The 19673-nt window shown below is 44.9% G+C and carries 11 protein-coding genes; 3 read left to right on the top strand and 8 right to left on the bottom strand.

All coding sequences use genetic code 11. The features are described 5' to 3' along the window. Positions 1–29 precede the first annotated feature (29 nt). The gene (locus PBAT_RS17045; RefSeq protein WP_068651142.1) at positions 30–1934 is read right to left on the bottom strand and encodes a beta-N-acetylhexosaminidase; all 1905 of its coding nucleotides are present in this window, start codon (positions 1932–1934) and stop codon (positions 30–32) included. A 90-nt stretch (positions 1935–2024) separates the two neighbouring features. Next, positions 2025–2864 carry a helix-turn-helix domain-containing protein gene (locus PBAT_RS17040; protein WP_248912435.1) on the bottom strand — a complete coding sequence of 280 codons (840 nt, stop codon included), beginning with the start codon at positions 2862–2864 and terminating at the stop codon, positions 2025–2027. A 152-nt stretch (positions 2865–3016) separates the two neighbouring features. Between PBAT_RS17040 and PBAT_RS17035 the strand changes: the two genes are divergently transcribed. From PBAT_RS17035 to PBAT_RS17025, 3 genes are read left to right on the top strand one after another with little or no spacing between them, the layout of a single operon-like run. After that, positions 3017–4075 (top strand): Gfo/Idh/MocA family protein, encoded by a 1059-nt coding sequence (locus PBAT_RS17035; RefSeq protein ID WP_068651140.1) that lies wholly within the window; start codon positions 3017–3019, stop codon positions 4073–4075. A gap of 26 nt (positions 4076–4101) precedes the next feature. Continuing rightward, positions 4102–4980, top strand: coding sequence for a sugar phosphate isomerase/epimerase family protein (locus PBAT_RS17030; protein WP_068651138.1), 879 nt, complete (start codon positions 4102–4104; stop codon positions 4978–4980). A gap of 33 nt (positions 4981–5013) precedes the next feature. Next, positions 5014–5871, top strand: a complete 858-nt coding sequence (locus tag PBAT_RS17025) for a sugar phosphate isomerase/epimerase family protein (RefSeq protein ID WP_068651136.1) — start codon at positions 5014–5016, stop codon at positions 5869–5871. 128 nt (positions 5872–5999) lie between these two features. On the opposite strand, the gene PBAT_RS17020 is transcribed toward PBAT_RS17025, so the two are convergent. From PBAT_RS17020 to PBAT_RS16995, 6 genes are all read right to left on the bottom strand, one after another. Next, positions 6000–8741, bottom strand: coding sequence for an alpha-mannosidase (locus PBAT_RS17020; protein WP_068651134.1), 2742 nt, complete (start codon positions 8739–8741; stop codon positions 6000–6002). Between the two features lie 67 nt (positions 8742–8808). Next, on the bottom strand, positions 8809–11934 hold the full coding sequence (locus PBAT_RS17015; RefSeq protein ID WP_068651127.1) for a beta-galactosidase: 3126 nt from the start codon (positions 11932–11934) through the stop codon (positions 8809–8811). Beyond that, a complete protein-coding gene (locus PBAT_RS17010; RefSeq protein WP_068651125.1) occupies positions 11931–13250 on the bottom strand; it encodes a glycoside hydrolase family 125 protein in 1320 nt (439 codons plus the stop codon). Before PBAT_RS17010 ends, PBAT_RS17015 begins: the two co-directional genes overlap by 4 nt. 13 nt (positions 13251–13263) lie before the next feature. Beyond that, on the bottom strand, positions 13264–16404 hold the full coding sequence (locus PBAT_RS17005; protein WP_068651123.1) for an alpha-mannosidase: 3141 nt from the start codon (positions 16402–16404) through the stop codon (positions 13264–13266). A gap of 1 nt (position 16405) precedes the next feature. Continuing rightward, positions 16406–18706 (bottom strand): glycoside hydrolase family 3 N-terminal domain-containing protein, encoded by a 2301-nt coding sequence (locus PBAT_RS17000; protein ID WP_068651121.1) that lies wholly within the window; start codon positions 18704–18706, stop codon positions 16406–16408. Positions 18707–18733: 27 nt separating this feature from the next. Further along, the gene (locus PBAT_RS16995) at positions 18734–19669 is read right to left on the bottom strand and encodes a carbohydrate ABC transporter permease (RefSeq protein WP_068651119.1); all 936 of its coding nucleotides are present in this window, start codon (positions 19667–19669) and stop codon (positions 18734–18736) included. Positions 19670–19673: the final 4 nt, after the last annotated feature.

Here is a 19673-nt window from a genome sequence, read left to right as displayed (position 1 = left end):
AGGACTGAGCGATTTATTTGTGTCTAGATTTACGTCAGAGATCCAGCAGTTACGATCACCTGATACGACGCATTCACATTCAGGGGTGCGGTAGGTACGCCGTTCTGATCAAAGATCAGACGTTGGACTTCCAACTCCTCCAGTTCCTCCACTTGACCTTCCACATAATCCATAATCCGATCGCCTGTAGACTGTATACGAGCCATTAAGCCACCATACCGGATGTCGAGTACTTCCCAACCGAAAGCCTTGTATGTGATCATCCACATACGGCGGTGGGCAACACGTAATGCCTCTACTTGACGATGTAGCTCTGGAAGTTCCGTATTCACAATATTCGTAAGCTCATCCCTCTTCCTTTCATCGTAGCTCCGTTTAATACGTATACCTAATGTAGATTTCAGGGCAAGTACGCCAGCCAGGTTCTCATAAGTTTCAAACAAGCTATCAAATGGGGCTGGCATTGATTCCTTGTAAGAACGCCATTTCTGTTCTAGATCTGCATAATATCTAGGGATCACTTTCTCATTGTCTTCATCGATATGCCCGTCGAATAATCCCATCATCAAATCCTGCCAAAGTAAGAACTTCGAAGGATTAGCCATCCAGTGATTTCCTTCATCGACACCCGGAATTTCATCCATATATTTGAGTGAAACAAGCGGATCAAATAGATCAAGGCCTGTACAAGCCTTTAGACGTTGTCCAAGACGCTCATCATCGACCTCGTCCCCATATCCATGCTCAGCAAATAGCTGCAATCCCGCAAGAATGACATAATGATTTGTTTCATTACCATTATCACCCCATGCAGTTGAGAACACTTCCTTTAATCCTTTGTTCTTAGCTGCACGCAGCGCCGGGTTACTCGTTGTCCATGTTTTTCCGTAATTCGGGGCTATGGAATTCCACATATGAATACCACCTGCAAAAATAGGGAGCGATCCGAACTTAAGGTGCATATCATAAATTTTCTCGTAACCTGCTTCATCACCTTTACCGTAGTCCCAATAAACAAACTGTACACCATCTGGGATTTGATCCATATTATCATCAGAGAAATCGGCATTCACGTTATACAACTGTCCTTGATAGTCGTTCGCAAGCAAGTTGAAATACATATCGCTCCAGATCATCGGTTGAAGTCCCAGCTTGGTTGTCATAGCGAGCACCTTACCCACATGGTCATTCATAATTTCGAATCGGTCACGAAATCCATGCTCTCTCAAATATCGTCCGAGTCCAACCTGAAACGCTTCGTCCATTCCGATATGAATTCGTTTCGAGCGAAATGTCTTGGCGGCTGTCGTAATCATTTGCTCTATAAATTCATATGTTTTGGGCTCACCAGGAAGGAGAATGTCGTGATGATCCTTTATCTGTCCAGCATAGTCCCATTTCAGCGCATGATGAAGGTGACCTAACGTTTGGATACAAGCAATCATTTCGATTCCGAACATATCCGCATAATCGTCCAACTCACGCAGTTCCTCCATCGTATAACGACCACGCATGTATCCGAAATACGGAAGTTCCTCTATTTCATATGTATCCTCTGTATACATCATCAATCCGTTCAGACCCATGACTGCCATATATCGGATAAACTGCTTAATGGTATTCACTCTCATGACCCCGTTACGAGATACATCCAGCATCGTCCCGTTGAAATCGAATCTAGGTTGTTCTGTCACCTCAAAGGAATCACCCGCTTTGGCATGTTCCATAAAAAGTCCAAGCGCACGATAGAAGTGAATTTTATTCTGATAATGAATGACTCCTTGACCGCCGTTATATGAAACCCTCAGAGGACCTTCCTCTTGAATAACCTCAATAACCAAGCCATCTGGATCAATCTGTACTCCCAACATGTCTGCCAACTGAGCGACACCTTGGACCATGCTCGACGTCAATCCTTTAAAATATAATTTCATTGCTCTACCTCCATCTGTCTGACTATAGTTTGATTGCATGATATCAAGTGAAACTTATACCTTACCTTCATATATTTTGATGAAAAGACGTTACTGACCAACTCTCCCTCGGTAGTTCCTAGGAGAAAGACCCGTTATTCGTTTGAATACTCGGGAGAAATAGAACGTATCTTTATAACCGAGTGCTTCACCCACTTCCTTAACAGTCAACTCCGAATTAAGCAAGATATTCTTTGCTTCTGCAACTTTGAGACGGTGAAGAAATTCATTCAAAGGAAATCCTGTATACTCATGAATGATTCTTCGTAGTGTGGACACTGAAATATGATGTCTTGCCGCCATATCTTCAGGCTCTTGTGATAAGTGAAGTGAATGCGAGATATCATCGATCATTTTCAACACTTGGCTCCCCCGATTACCTGCTTCACTCTTATCACTTTGAGCAACGAGTTCATACAAGAATGACTCCAACATCATGGATGCACGGTCCAGATTACTCGGGACACCACTGTCAATGAGCATGAACATCAACTCCATCTTATGAATAAAAGCTTCATCAATGTCCGCATGCTTGAGAAGACCTGGATCAGTTAGCCAATTCTCAAGCCACTCTTCTACTCTGACACCCTCTACTGTAAAATAATACTCATCCCAATACTCGTCCTTATGCGGACCATAATTAAAAATAGCACCAGGATATAGACAGAACCAACTTCCTGCTTCAACGGCCTGTCTCTCACCACCATTCACCTGATAAAAACCACCACCACCTGTAATCATGACGAAAGCCCATGATTTGAAATCTGCATCTATTCTCTGGAGTGTCCTTGCCGGTAAATGTCCCGCATTTACAACGGTAAGCGACTTGATTTTCATTTTGCTCGAATCAACCATCGGGTTAAATACACGGATCGGATGATTACTGATCATATAGTCCATATATTTTGTTATCCTAACCATTCTCCCTTTCAAACAACTATGTTACATTAATCTTACTTGAACAAATAAAACATGTATGTGCAAAAACACTGAGTTAACTATAGCAAATTTGCACGCATAACGAAAGGATGTAAACGCAACCAATGGATACTATTAAAATTGGTCTTATCGGAAATGGATCGATCTCCGAATCACACTTGCAAGCATATGAAGCTAACCCGAAAGTACAACTGTGGGCAGTCTGCGATTTGAACGAAGAGAGAGCTCGTAAAACAGCTGAGAAATATGACATCCCCCATGTCTATACCGATTATCGTGAACTCCTTGCCAACTCGGAAGTTCAGGCCGTCAGTATCTGCACTTGGAACAATACGCATGCTGAGATTAGTATTGCCGCTCTAGAAGCCGATAAGAATGTATTATGTGAGAAACCACTTTGCAAAACGGTGGACGAAGCTCTAAAAGTAGAAGAAGCTGTACGCAAGACGGGTAAAATGCTTCAAGTCGGTTATGTCCGTCGTCATGCTTCTAATATCGCTGTGTTAAAGAAATTTATCGATGCCGGTGATCTTGGTGACCTCTACTTTGCTAAAGCTAGCATGATTCGCCGTCTGGGCAATCCCGGTGGTTGGTTCTCTGATTCAGAACGTTCCGGTGGCGGTCCACTTATCGACATTGGTGTGCACGTAATCGATTTATGCTGGTACTTGATGGGCAAACCGAAAGTGAAATCAGTCAGTGGTAACACTTACTCTAAACTTGGCAACCGCTCCAATATTGAGAACTATGATTTCTATCAAGCAGCGGATTATGACGCATCAAAGAACAACGTGGAAGACATGGCCAATGCGCTGGTCCGTTTTGAGAATGGCGCTTCCTTATTGGTGGATGTGAGTTTCTCACTTCATGCGAAGCAAGATTCAGCCCAAGTCAATCTTTATGGTACGAAGGGCGGTGCGGAAGTGGAACCGAAATTGTCGATCGTGACGGAACAACACAACACCATGATTAATATCGAACCACAAATCACCCAACCTGCATTTGATTTCCAAGGAAGCTTCCAGAATGAAATCAACCATTTTGTAGACAGTTGCTTGGGAATTATCGAAACTAACAGTCCCGTAGAAGATGGCGTAGAGATGATCAAAATTCTGAACGCTATTTATCAATCGGCAGCTGAAGGTCGCGAAATTCAATTCTAATCTAATCTGAAGGAGGCTTAATTGAGATGAAATTAAACAACAAAATCGGTGTTATTGTAGATAGCTTTGGAGTAGGTGTTCTAGAGGGTCTGAAGAAGGCAAAAGAAGTGGGTGCAGATGGCGTACAAATTTATGCCGTATCTGGCGAAATGGATCCTGCTACTCTAACGGGTACAAAACGTAGCGAGCTTCGAAGTTATATCGAAGGACTCGGACTTGAAATTTCAGCGCTTTGCGGAGATTTGGCCGGTCATGGCTTCCAAGATGCTGAGGTCAATCCTGAGAAAGTCGAGAAATCCAAACGCATTCTTGATTTGGCTGTAGAGCTCGGTAGTAACATCGTAACGACTCATATTGGTATTGTGCCAGAAGACAAAAACAGTCGTATATATGACGCCATGCAACGTGCATGTGATGAACTTGGCATATACGCGAAGAGCATGAATGCTTATTACGCGATTGAGACGGGTCCTGAACCAGCTGCTCATTTGAAAAGCTTTCTAGATACGTTGCATACCAATGGGGTCTCCGTCAATTTCGATCCAGCCAATATGGTTATGGTCACTGGTGATGATCCAGTTGAAGGCGTCAAAACGCTGAAGGACTACCTTGTGCATACACATGTCAAAGATGGCACACGTCTACGCCCTGTCGACCCTAGAGATGTGTATGGTTACCTTGGTTACGGTGCAATGGATCATGCCAAAATCGCTGAAATGGCAGCATCCGGTGCTGCTTTTGAAGAAGTTCCACTTGGCGAAGGTAAAGTTGATTTCAATGCCTACTTCGCAGCACTTCAGGAAATTGGTTACAACGGCTACTTAACAATTGAACGGGAAGTTGGAACAAATCCTGAAGAAGATATCCGCAAAGCAGTCTCTTTCATCAAAGCTTATCGGGGTTAAGCCCAACAATATATTAACAAAGGAGCAGTCATCATGAAATTAGGAGTTAGTTCTTATAGTTTGTATCAAGCTATGGCCGCAGATAACATGAGTATTCACGACGTTATTGCTTGGGTAGCCGACATTGGCGCTCAACATATCGAAATCGTTCCGTTTGGATTCGATTTCAACAGTAATCCTGAATTGGAAGATCAAATTCGTGAGAAAGCAGCAGAAGTAGGCATCGCTATTTCCAATTATGCCATCGGTGCAAACTTCATCACGGATTCCGAAGAAGCTTATGAGGCGGAGATTCAGCGTGTCATTAGCGAAGTAGATCGTGTCCATCGCCTTGGAGCAAAATTAATGCGCCATGATGTAGCATCACGCCAAGATACATCCATCGCTCGATTCAATGAAGATTTATCCCGCATCGCGCATGCTTGCCAGCGTATTGCTGATCATGCTAAGCAATATGATATTACGACAAGTGTAGAGAATCACGGTTATTACGTACAAGCAAGCGACCGTGTACAGGCTCTCATTCATGCTGTAGACCGTCCGAATTTCAAGACGACCCTTGATGTCGGCAACTTCGTATGCGTGGATGAAAATCCAATAGCCGCTGTGAAGAATAATATTAATTACGCATCCATGGTGCATATTAAAGACTTCTACATCCGTCCATCTTATCATAACCCAGGCGAGGGTTGGTTCAAGAGTGCTGGAGGAGAATTCCTGCGCGGAGCAATAGCTGGTCAAGGAGACCTCAATTTATATGAAATTCTGCGTATCGTGAAACAATCCGGTTATGACAATTACATGTCTATTGAATACGAAGGCATGGAAGAATGCCGCAAAGGAACCCAGATTGCCTTTAATAACGTAAACCGAATCTGGAACGAAGTATAAAGTAAGTACATGCTATTATTATCCGCACAATAGAATCTTAATTCAAACAGAAAAGGGGCTACTCCTCGTCATCTACAATGACTTGGAATAGCCCCTTTTCTTCTCTCTTAAATCCTGTTAACCTCGTTCTAACGTCGAATACCCACCGTAACAATTTCACATGGACCGATCTCTAAGGACAAAGCTCCAACTTCCTTGCTGGAAATAGGCTGACTCTCCTCTTCCAATATCGTTGTCTTATAGAAATGCTGTTGCGGAATAGACGAATTAAAGCTCAGGTCTGTCTTCTGCTGACTCATGTTATACCAGCGAAGAAGTATATCTCCAGTCTCCTGGTTCATTTTAAGTGAGGAGAATGCAAGTTCTTTGTTCTCCCATTCAAATGGTGTATACACTGGAGAAATCACCCCATCATGAACATCCGTCTGACACACGGTCCAAGGAATCTGGAACTGATATGCCTCTGCATAAGCACCTGAAGTCATACCATTACCGTTGTGTGGGATAAGCTCCATACGTACGATGTGTTCCCCGAGACATTGCGCTTCCGGTGTAGGGAACAAGCCCCAGTCTCCAAGTTCGCCCACACTGCGTAGCACTGTAATTGCAATCGTGTTACGACCGTCCCGAAGTACTTCATATTCGTTCAATCCAAAGTTAGCGACCGTAAGACCCGCGTTATCATCACTCATATCCACAAATGCCTGCTGATGTTGTGTGTTACTCGGATTAGACCACTCGGCAGCTGGCTCGATATCACGCTCAGGAATCTCGAACATGGAATCCACATGATGCACGGTGTTGTTAATATCTGTTGGGAACAACGCACGAACTCTATGATCCTTAGCAGGGTTGTCTATCGTTGTTTCGATATGCACGCCTTTACCGCCACGCTCTAAGCTAATTACGGTGCGAAGCTTCAGAATGACAGTGCGACTGCTGCGCTGTGCTTTACGCTCTGGATAGTACACCAGTGCCCGCTGCTCTTCGTCAAGTAATTCATCTGCCGAAGCTGGAATTTCCCAGTCATGCTTCATTTCCACAGAAGCTCGGTAAGATGTATCTTCCAAGATGGAAATGTTCGCCTTAAGACCTTTTGTCGTCAAAGCCTGTTCGTTCACTGGCTGCATGTACATGTACTCGTTACCGATATCACCAGTGTTCTCATACACACCAAGATCTCTATACGTCTTGCCATTGTTTTTGTCAATCAATGTGAATGAACCATCATCTTCGATCTCTATCTTAAGTGACTCATTCTCCATTACACGGTCTCCCTGAAGCAAGGAATCAACCGCTAATGGCAATGCGTCAGTACGACGGATCCAAGCGTATGAGCGAAGACCCAATGCCGGAACTTCTGCTGACTGGAATGTGAGTTTTACTCGGCGACACATATACGGCTGGCGGAACATGTCATCTGGCAAGTCGTAGCCAAACTGAAGACCCAAATCCTCCATTGTGCATGCCAAGACATTCCCTTGTTCGTCTACAAGTACACGACCACTCAAATCGAGTTCCTTCATACGGCGGGATGTCTCTTCCAAAGAGTAACCATCTCTTAAGTACAGACGCGCTGCGTCAAGTACGATGCTCACCGTACCGGTGCGGCTCCAACCCGTCATGTTCATGACTACAAAAGGAAGAACGTCTTCACCGTATTTAGCGAACCCAGAAGTATTCACAGCAGATGCAATAGCAAGCTTGCTATCGTCAACAATGGTTTCCGTTACATGGCGGCTTTTATCAAAACGAGTAACCATTTCACGATGTACTTCATCTACGCTACAACCACAAATGCTGTCATGTGGGTGATTCTGCATCAACGTCTTCCAAGCGTAGGTGAACAGATGGTGCGGATATTCTTTGCCCAGTACCTGAGCGAACGAAGCAAGCGGTTCAGCTAACTTCTCTAGCATAACCTGTCCTTCTTGATTCATCTGTTTCAAATAGACGCGAGCAGATGCCGTGTTTACTAGCGTTCCCCATCCGTCTGTGCGCTGGCTACGTAGCTCACCCTTTACAGACGATAAGTTGCTACGATCCATCGATCCCTCAACTGCCTTAAGATAATCTGGGAAGTTCGAATGAACAAAGTCGATATCCGGATACAGCTTCTTAGCCGTTTCGATCGCTTCCGGCAAATCGAGTTGAACAGGTTGATGATCGCAACCATTCATGAACAGTAGCTCACTTGTAGATGCGAACTTCTCCACATCAGAAAGCTTACGCTCCCAGAATAATTTTGCTTCAGCTTCATCCACAGGCACTTCGTTTCCGTTGGAATACCAGTTGGCAAACAGAATTCCAAGCACTTTAGATCCATCTGGACCTTCCCACACAAGCTCAGAGAACGAGGATTCGTAACCACCATCGGATACGGTATTATTGAATCCCGTTGGTTTCACACCTCGTCCGAAAAAGGCGTTCGTGATCCCCGATTGTTGCATTAACTGCGGCGTCTGACCAACAAGTCCGAAGGTGTCAGGGAAATAACCGATCTTGGCTGGCTCCCCGTATCGCTTCGAATCCTGATGACCGATCTGCATGTTGCGCACGTTCGCTTCACCACTTGTCAGGAAAGCGTCTTGTAGGATGTACCACGGTCCAATCAGAAGACGTCCTTCTGTAATATATTTCTGTAGACGCTCCAGATTCTCAGGGCGAACCTGTAGGTAATCTTCCAAAATAATCGTTTGTCCATCGAGAAAGAAACTTTTGAATTCGGTACCTGAATCTAACTTGTCGAGTAATGCATCAACCAATTGTACAAGGCGCACATGGTGCTTCTCATAAGGTAGATACCATTCCCGGTCCCAGTGTGTATGTGAAATGATGTGAGCAGTCTGACGTTTACTTGATGCTTCCATTATGAAAACCTCCTATTATGAAATACGTTCTACGTTAAACGAATGTTTAACGTAGAAACAGAGATTATTAATTTACGTTGATCTCAACTTCCTGAGGACGATATACACCGAGCAGATCTCCGGCTTCATTCGTTGCGAACAGCACAGAACGTTCTTGTTCTAGTACAAACGCGTAGGTTCTACCCGTTGCAGGGTCCTTCACCTCGATCTTCGCATCCAATGCGTACTCCGATACGAAAGTGAAGAGCGCACCCGTAGCGAAGCTCAACTTGCGCCCGTAGACACCAGCCAACTTACCACCACTAATCCATTCAAGCTCACGTTCTACACCAGCAGCGTTTATCGCGTAGCGGTACAACGCCGTTGTTGTCTCGTTACGTTCGCTAAGTTCAACAGGTAGCGGACTCCAAATAAGTCGACCTTTACCCAGTGGAATGTTCACAACAGAATCTCCCACAGCGTTATCTTGTGAACCGTGAACAGGTGCTTCCTTTGTCACCTCAGCAATCCGACGGTGACCGAATGAGACAGGCAGTGCTTCGCCTTGCAGGTCCAGCACTTCTTCGCGGCGCACATTTCGTTGCTCGTGCTTGCCAAGGATATCACTTAGGCGTTCTGATGGGCGCCAGTATGCATCTATGTTAAGAGGGCCCGTGGCAAGTAACACCGCGCCGGTCTGTTCAACAATACGAATCAACTGTTCCATCGCTGCATCATCGAAGTTATGAGCGCTCGGTAGCATAATAAGTTTCACTGGATTCTTTTCCAAGTCATCCAAGTGATATTCGGAAGCACCTCGGAAAGGCATTTTTAGATCATATGCAAGAATACGGGTAAGCTGTGTTGTAGCAGCAAAGGCCAACTTACGATTTGAGAAATCGTTAGAATAAGGGAACACTGCTGCTATCTCTTCTAACTTCCGATCACCAAACACATCACGAATACTTTCTATAAACTGGCCGAAATCATAAGATATGTTCGCCTCTGGCTTCTCAGTTCCATCTGCTCTTAGTGCCCCGATGTGGGACTCATTTGCATTATCCATATAGAAATTCGTATTCCATATCCAGTGCACTGCTCCAGCACCCGCAGTCCCAAAAGCGTAAGCGTATTTACGTTCCAGTAGACTACGTAGCTCATGCTCCGAACGTTTAGCCCGTCCATCTGGCGTTTCGACGTACATGACACCAGTCTCCTGAATAAGGTTTGGCTTATTCGGGGTCTTGGCAAAGATGCCATCCCACATCAGATAGTCATTAAACCACCATGAATGCACCGTGGTATAATCTACTGCTTCTTCGTAAAAGAAAGGCGAAGGACGTTGCGCACCTAATCCTTCATCCTGACCAACCGTCACCATATGTCCAGGACATTGTTCCTTAATGGTATCGGATAACTGTTTCACCCAGCGGTTATGCATATCCATAGAAAACAAACAGTAATCAAGCCAGCGTGTGCCCCTCTTCGCATTGTGCATATCCTGCACATCGAAGTTAATCTCTTTTGATTCTGGAAGTTCTGCTGAAGCAAAGCTCGGTAGTTCATCTGGCGTCATGTTCCAGCGTTCCTGAAGCACTTCAATCACGCCATGTCTGTCTTGGAGCCATTCTACGAAAGCTTGGCTTTCAAAGCGGTCATGACATGAACTAGGACCATCTGAGAAAATACGCACAGGATCAAACATCGACGGTTCATTAATCAGATCCCAGTCTATATTCGAAGTCTCTTTATGACGAGATACGATAGAACGAATGAATCGTTTCTGGGCTTCCACACTTTGTGGATCTAGGTAAGGATTCACCCCACCCCACGTTTCCGGAGTGAAAGAGAAGAATGTAAAGGTCACTTGAAGATCGTGCTTCTTCGCTGTCATGATAAATGCATCAATCGCGCGTAGTACATCTTCAGAGACATGACCATCATCTTGCATCATATTACGATAGGCCGTCCAGATACCCGTACGAATCCAGTTAATCCCTGCCTTACGCATCTGAGCCATATCACGATTCCAGACCGCAACATTTGGTAGGAACAGAAATTTCCTAGCTACATCACTTGTCATATAAGTCATCCCTACTACCGGTAGTGGACGACCATCCTTTATGAAATAATCTCTTCCAGCCGTTATCGGTTCTCCTGCTGCAAGCATCTCAGGAGCGTGTCCCCAGAAACCTTGACGCAGTATACGAACTTCACCGTCACTGGCTTCTGCTTGGCATTCAATCTGGTACAGACCGCTTCTGATTTCCAAAGGAACAGGAATGCGAATGATGTTCAATTCCGCATTAGCCTTCATCTCCAAGCTGTGAGACCAACGTAGGGATGCATCTTCTTCATGAACTACCGTAATTGTAAACTTCCACGGTTCTTCCTTCTGGGAAGATGGTATTACCCGTTCTAGTTGTTGAATCTGAAGCGTGAGCATCGCTCGCTCACCTGCCTCATAGGACCCGTAAGTTGGTTTAATCCACATTTCTGTGACGCCCTTAGCGCAGAACTCAGCCCATGTGTGTAGCGCGGATAGACCCTCTTGTTCCCCGAAAGAAGCAGTAATTGGTGTATTTACGAACAACCAACGCGAACCTCCAAACAAACCGAGCGTATTCTCCCAAAGTACCACTGGAGCAGCCATTTCTCGGCCATCCATTATAAGTCCCTTCAGTATAGGATAAATCCGTGTACTCATCGGACCTGAGGAACCCATTTGATGCGGTAGATCACTCGTCTTCGTCGTATGTGGTACAAGGTTCCATGTATCCGTACTCGGTGTGAACAGGGACTCTTGCCCCTTAAGCAGAGGAATGTCATCCGATGCAACTAGCGATTGAATGTTTGAGCACTCAACGCGTAGAGCCTCATGAATATACAGCTGCTGATGATAAGAAGTCTGTTCAGCTTCTACATGCCATTGTCCACTTTCTCTACGAACCGGATGTTTGAATGGCGCACCCCCGATGCTGATCAGCCCGCCGCCTCTTTTCAAATAATCAAGGATGTCTGACCATGCCAATTTCGGAAAATATGGGGCGTGCAGGTTGATGAAACAACCACCTTCGGTTCCCCGAAGTGCTTCTGCAAGCTGATCCGCATCCACAATCGTGCCGAAACGACTCATCGACTCGATAGCCTGCACAGATATTGAACCAGAGATTGGAAACTCTGAATCGTAAAATATGACTATCGGTTTGCTCATAGAAGGTCCTCCTTCATCGCTTTGTAGACAAGCTGTGAGAACAAACTATTAGACCAAGCAAACCATTTTCTAGTGAAAATACTAGGATCATCGACATGGAACCCTTCGTGCATAAATCCTGTATCTGCATCTGTCGCTTCTAGCATTGCAATCATTTCTAGCTTCTCTTCCTTCGTTGAAGCCGTCAATCCTTGCATAGACAAGGCCATATGCCAGATGTACCCTTTCGGAGTATGCGGACTGCCAATACCTTTAGCTGCTGAACCTTCAAAGTAAAATGGATTCTCTTTACTCAAGGCAAAACGTCTCGTATTCTGATAGATTTCATCGTCTGCCGTTACATAGCCCAAATAAGGAATAGACATAAGACCCGGTGTACCCGCATCGTCCATCAAACAGTAGTTGCCGAAACCATCAGTTTCGTAGGCATAAATCGGTCCGAATGTCGGATGACGGTAAATACCATACAACTGGATCCCATGATCAATATCCGCTTCTAGCGCCTTTAGCTCGTCCAGAAACTCGATGTCACGGAATACCCATTCCATAATTTCTTGCATTTGACGCAATGCAACAACAGCGAACATATTCCCTGGAATATTGTAGTGGAAGTCACAAGCATCATCACTTGAGCGGAACCCAGACCATACCATGCCCGTATAGTTGACAGGCATACCCATTCCGTCGTTACGTAGCGAGTCTTCTGGAATACCGTTATTACGTGTAAACCGGTAAGGTGACAATTCGAAATGGCGTTGCTCTGTTTTAAACAAGTTAAAGATCTTAACCATAGCTGCCTTAAATCCGGCATCAAATATATCAGTCAATCCTGTTTCTTTCCAATAAGCATGTGCTAGACGCATAGAGAAACATAGAGAATCGATCTCGAATTTACGTTCCCACACCCATGGGGACATGTCCGTGATATCGGCTGTGCTCCAATGCCAATCATTTGCTGTTTCATTAAATGCATTCGCATACGGATCGATATGAATATATTGAATATGACGCTTAATTAATCCACCAATAATACGCTGAAGATCAGCATCATTCTTCGCAAATGGAATGTAGTGCATAACCTGCTCCACAGAGTCACGCAGCCATGAAGCTGGGATATCTCCTGTAATCACGAACGTTGTGCCGTCATCCATGAGTTTAGTCGTCGTCTCAAGCGTATTAGGGAAACAGTTCTTGAACAGCTGTAGCAATTTAGGACGATGAGCTAGCTTCTCCTCTGCCTCGTTTAATACTTCTTGAATAGCCTGAGGAAGTGGAAACTTCGGCATTATGATCGTTGGAAGTCTGAATTGTTCCATCATGGTCACTCCTTTATGATATGTTTGGGATTAGTCTCACTGTTTTAATTTCATATGGGGAAAATTGAAGTTCAATCGTTCCCTCGAGCATTTCCAGTTCTTCAAATTGCTCCTCAAGAGCATTCGATACATAAGCATTCGTAAGTGCATAAGGCCAACTTAGAGATACCGTCTCGCGTCCACCAGAAGATTCATAGAAACGAAGAATGATACCATTGCCATCTTCTGCTGGTTTAATAGTGTCCAGTACCACTTCTTGACTCTTGAATGGAATGAACGACAAGCAAGACGGTAACGTTCCCTTCCGTTGTTCGCTTACAACAACAGGCATAGCGTGATTAAGCTCAGCTGCTTTCCTTACCGTATGGGCCGTCCGCCAATCACCGGCATGTGGATATAGTGAGTAAGTGAACTCATGCTCCCCTAAATCAGCAGTTATGTCGGGCCACTTAGGTGCCCGTAATAGAGACAACCGAAGGGTACTGCCTTGGACATCATAACCATATTTACAATCATTCAACAGACTGACACCATATCCTCTTTCCGACACGTCAGCAAAGCGGTGGCCACAGACTTCATATTGTGCCTGCTCCCAGCTCGTGTTGCGGTGCGTTGGTCGTTCTAGCGCACCAAAGGGAATCTCATACGTCGCTTTGTCCGTCACAATATCAACTGGGAATCCTACCTTAAGTAGCTTGTGTGACTCATTCCAACGTACGTGTGTCTTAAAGTCAATTCGAGAATCGTGATGGTAAAATACGATATCTTGCGTGATTTCAGATTGGTGAAGTTGCCAGCGGAACCTGAGAATGTCTTGTGTACTTCCGCTCATAATCAGCTTCTTCTCAAGCAGCACCGCTTCGCCTGCTCGCTGTTCTTCATATCGTTCATCAATATCCCAAGCATCCCACAGCGTAGGACGGTCATGGTAGAAATGAAAACGATTGGCCAGTTCACCAGCCTTCACAATTTCCCTCTGGGCCTTCTTGTCGAATAAGCTTACCATTTCTCCATTAGCATTAAATCGCACACTGTAGAATGCTGTCTCCCACTGATCTCCCAGCATATTCGGTCGATCCGTAGCATCTTCTGCTGAGACAATCATTTCTTCATCTCTAAGCCATACTATCTTATATCCAAATGCCGGAATATCAGATACCCGGACGGACAATTTATCATTATCTCCATTTTCTCCACGTATCCTATCCGTATCCAGACGTTTACCTTCATGATTATAGAATGCAGCACACGCTTGATCACTTGTTATTTCGCTCTCAACAACAGTATCCCGCTCCCAACCCAAGCTATTGAATATAAGATATGGGGTACCTGTGCCTTCCGTTGTTATATTAGCAACAAGTTTATTTAGTCCATACTGAAGACCACTGTTTCCTTTTTCGAAAATTTGCGTATATTCTTTCTCAGATGTTTCGTAGGCTTCCGTAATTGCAGAACCTGGTATAATATCATGAAATTGATTTAGTAAAATCAGTTTCCATCCCTCATGAAGGATGCCTTGGACTTCACGTTCTTCTGCCTGTGTCAGCAATGGTGCCGCCAAGGCATTCCAAAGTTCCCCTTCACGATACAATATTTCAGCTTTGCGATTGCTTCTCTTGTTCCGTCCATGCGTCGTGTAGGTTCCACGGTGAAGCTCCAAGTATAGGTCCCCACGCCACTGAGGTAACTTTGGATCCTGTTCTGTTATTGCGCCGAAGAAATCTGCGGCTGTGCTATATCGGACCTCCGGTTGGCCTACCATCAGCTCACCACGCTCTATATATTCGAGCATTTCGCGGGTTACACCACCACCACCATCACCGTGTCCGTACAATAACATTTGTTCATCATGTTTGTCTTTTTGCCTATAGGACTGCCAATGATCATGGATATCCTTAGGCATCGTATTCTCATTCACACCATGATTGAGATATGAAAGCATCGGTGTTCCATCGATTCCAACCCACTGGAACAGATCATATGGAAATACGTTAGTGTCGTTCCAGCCCAGTTTGGTAGTCATGAAATAGTTCACACCACCATGCTTCAAGATTTGAGGCAGCGAAGCACAGTATCCGAACGTATCCGGAAGCCATTCAATATCAGAAGTCATCCCAAATTCTTCTTTATAAAAACGTTGTCCATATAGCATCTGTCGCATAAGTGATTCACCACTTGGTATATTCAGGTCGGGCTCGACCCACATCCCACCAACTAATTCCCATCGTCCTTCTGCAATTCTTGCTTTGACACGTTCATAAAGTTCAGGGTCGTTCTCTTTGAGAAAAGAAAATAGCAATGGCTGACTCTGCGCATACTTGAAATCGGGATACTCGCTCATCAACGCATCAATGGTTGAGAATGTACGACTGGTCTTGCGGACCGTTTCTCGAACCGGCCACAACCAGGCAATATCAATATGCGACTGCCCAACCATATGCTGAATCCCTTCAGCATTTCCACCAATCTCGTTTACACGCTTCTTCAATTTCTCTTCTAGCGAGATGATCGTATTACCTTCACGTATTTCCTTCTCGTCCATGGCAACAAATACGTCCATCGCTTCATACAGCGCTTGAATTAGTCGATACGTACGAAAATCCTGCTCTGCTAAAAGAACAGCAGATGCTCTGATGACTGTTACCGTATGCATCAGGCTTTGAACTGGACGATTAGGCAGCACAAGCAGACTACGTACCGAGCGAATCGGCGGCTGAATAACAGCCTGCTGGTTAAGCGGATCGACCGGCTCGGGAATCGGATCATATAATTCGATTTCCAATTCCAGCGTTCTGATGGTGTGTTCTGTCTGCTGTAATATCGGCTTTAACGTCACATACGTATGATTCCGATCAAGTCCCTGTCGTGATAAGCCATTTATACGGAGCAATCCCTCTCCACCCGATTCAAACAACAAGCCCGCGTCACCATTCATCCAGTCTTCCGACAGCTCAACAACTTTTCTGAAGAAGTAGGTCGTCCCCTGTACACTCGGAAAATGGGCCAATCCATTTCCCTCTGGATATAGAGCACGATCTTCATACTCCCCTGGCAGTTTGTAGGTCGCCCGGGTAATCTCCCAGTTACTGAGTTCCGATTGTTCGAGCCATTGACGCTCGGACAATTCGCGAATAAATCGTGTAATACGTTCCATACTATAGAACCTCCTTAACCATTAGATCAGTGTATAATGTGTCATTGACATTTCTACCTACATGAATCCGGAATAATCCTTCTTCAACAACAGGTTTATAATCGATTCCAATGCATTCTAGTTGCTGTGTAGAAATTGTGAATTCCACGCTTCGGGTCTCACCAGGCTGCAAGGCCACCTTACAGAAGTCTTTCAGTTCTTTCGCTGGTCTTGTAACCGTACTAACGACATCCGTAATATACAATTGAACCACTTCCGAACCTTCAACCTGACCTGTATTCGTCAATTCAATTGAAACGGATACGGTCCCTTTGGGAGTCATTGTATCCGCTGTTATTGTTAAATTTGAATAGCTGAATTCCGTGTAACTTAGACCATAACCGAACGGATACCTAGGCTGCGAATCTGCCTCTAGATACCGCTTGCCACGTGAACGCTTGCCGTTATAATAAACTGGAAGCTGTCCTACGTGTTTTGGAATAGAGATCGTGAGCCTACCCGATGGATTCACCTCACCGAACAATATGTCAGCAATGGCATTTCCACCTTCTTGTCCTGGATACCATGCCTCAAGAATAGCGTGGGCATGATCGTCTACCCATGGCTCCGCAATGGGTCTGCCATTAATATATACAATAACAACTGGCTTACCCAGTCTATGAATCTCCTGAATTAGTTCTAACTGCACCCCTGCAAGTTCGAGGGTCATCCGGTCAATACCTTCACCACATTCCATATCGCTCCAAGAATGCTCGGTCACCTTGGATGCTCCCGTCTTCAAATCAATACTTCCTTCACCAAAGTCGCGAGCACTTGATCCTCCAACCACCATGACAACGGTGTCGGCCTGCTCCGCACAAGTCAGGGCATATTCGAACCCTTCCTTCGAGTCGCCTTTGATCTGGCAACCGGGAGCATATAAGAGTCGTTCAGGATCATTCTGTAGATGGTTACTGATACCTTGCAGTACAGTAACAACTTTGGATCGCGGCTGTGGCGATGTATAATCACCCAGTTGATTATATCCCTGATCGGCATTGGGTCCGATCACAGCAATCTTACCGGTTGACTTTGATAAAGGTAGCGTATTCTCTTCATTCTTCAGTAGAATGATTGCTTCTGAAGCCGTCTGCCGTGCAAGCTTAATATGCTCCTCGCTACCAATGACCTTGGCAGCTTTATCAGGATTAGCATAGGGTTGTTCGAACAACCCCAACTTAAATTTCAGTGTGAGTACCCGCCGTACAGCTTGATCCAATACTGCTGGATCAAGTTTATTCTGTCGAACAGCTTCCAATAAATAGCGACCAAACATTTCACCAGACATCTCCATGTCAATTCCAGCTGAAATCGCCCGCACTGCCGCGTCCATACCATCCTCCGCCGTATCATGCCCGGATGCCAACATGTCAATTGCACCACAGTCGGTAATTAACATCCCGTCAAATCCCCATTCCATTCGGAGAATAGACTCAAGTAATTCCGTATTCACCGTACAAGGAATACCATCAATTTCGTTGTAAGCGGGCATGATTGAGACGGCACCTGCTTCAACAGCCTTCTTAAACGGTAGCATGTCTACCTCAAGTAATTCTCTTAGACCCATATGAACAGGACCGGCATTTCTTCCACCTTCTGAACTACCATAAGCAACGAAGTGTTTCAATGTCGCGACCACACTGTCCTCGCTATCCAAACGTTCACCTTGAAGTCCCTCCACCGAGGCAACAGCGAACTCACTGATCAAGTAGGGGTCCTCTCCGAAGCATTCTTCCGTTCGTCCCCATCTTGGATCGCGGACCACATCAAGCACTGGAGAATAGGTTACCGCTCCTCCTTGGCTTCTCGTCTCTCTAGCTACAGCTCGGCACATTTCACGGTATAATTCCACATTCCATGTACTACCGATTGACAAAGGTACTGGAAAAACAGTTGCTCCAATGGCCATGTGGCCATGTGAACATTCTTCACCAATCAAAATGGGGATACTCAGGCGCGATTGCTCTATAGCATACCTCTGGATCGCATTGACAGCCTCAGCGCCTTCTCTTGGAGAAAGCCCTGATTCAAGCGTAACACCTGTCCATGGATCAGCACGTAGTACACCGTAAAGTGAACCTACACCTCCGTTCTTCACTTGAGCCCTGAAAGCATCCGTGAGAACAACTTCACCATCGCTATGTTGATAAGTCTGCCAACCGAAAGGTTGAATGAGTTGACCCACTTTTTCTTCTATAGTCATAAGACCGAGCAAATGCTCTACCCGTTCTTCAGTTGGCTTACTGCTGTCTTGATAGATCATAGCTCCACTCTCTTCTCTATATATAATTTATTCTTTAACAGCACCGATAGTCAGACCTTGAATAAAGTAACGTTGGAAGAAAGGATATGCGAAGATAATTGGTCCGGTCGCAATGACAACCATCGCCATTCGTGCAGTATCCTGAGGCATATTTTGCATAGCACCCAGACTTAATGAGCTATTCTGTGAATTCTGAAGAATGAATTGCATACTCGTTTCGATCCGCATCAGCATCGACTGTAGCGGTACTAGATTTGGATTGTCGATATAGAGAAGTGCATTGAACCAATCGTTCCAATAACCAAGTGTACTGAACAAACCGATCGTTGCAAGACCCGGCAGTGAAAGCGGCAATACCACTTTTAAGAATATGCGGAATTCTCCTGCACCATCAATTTTACCTGCTTCAATAAGTGCATCCGGTACACTAGTCGTGTAAAAGGTACGTAGAATCATAATATAGAACGCATTTAGAGCAAGCGGTAGAACCAGAGCCCAAAACGTATCTTTCAGTCCCAATAATTGTGTGACAACAATGTAAGTCGGTACTAAACCACCATTAAATAACATGGTGAAGAAAGCTAGAAAGGCGAAAAAGTTACGATATTTGAAGCTTTTTCTCGAAATAGCATAGGCATACAACGCAGTGATAAAGAGACTTATCAGGGTTCCCACGACCGTGACTGAAATTGTCACGAAGTAGGAATTCAACAGTGCTTCACCATTCTGAAATACGTACCGGTAACCTTCCAGACTCCACTGGGATGGAATCAATTTATAGCCATCACGTGCCAGTGCTCCTTCATCTGTAAAGGAAATAATGACAACGAACAGGAAAGGAAATACACAGAGGAAAGCAAAAATACCAGCGATTAAATTGAACACTACATTCCATGAACCTCTAAGGCGATGGATGTCTTTTTCTTTCGGATTTCTTTTTGACACAGTACTCACTCCCTCCATAGGT

The organism is Paenibacillus antarcticus (assembly GCF_001637225.1).
Classification (GTDB): domain Bacteria; phylum Bacillota; class Bacilli; order Paenibacillales; family Paenibacillaceae; genus Paenibacillus_AQ; species Paenibacillus_AQ antarcticus.
The sequence above is the reverse complement of the archived record's forward strand: the minus strand, read 5'-3'. Positions and strand labels throughout refer to the sequence as shown.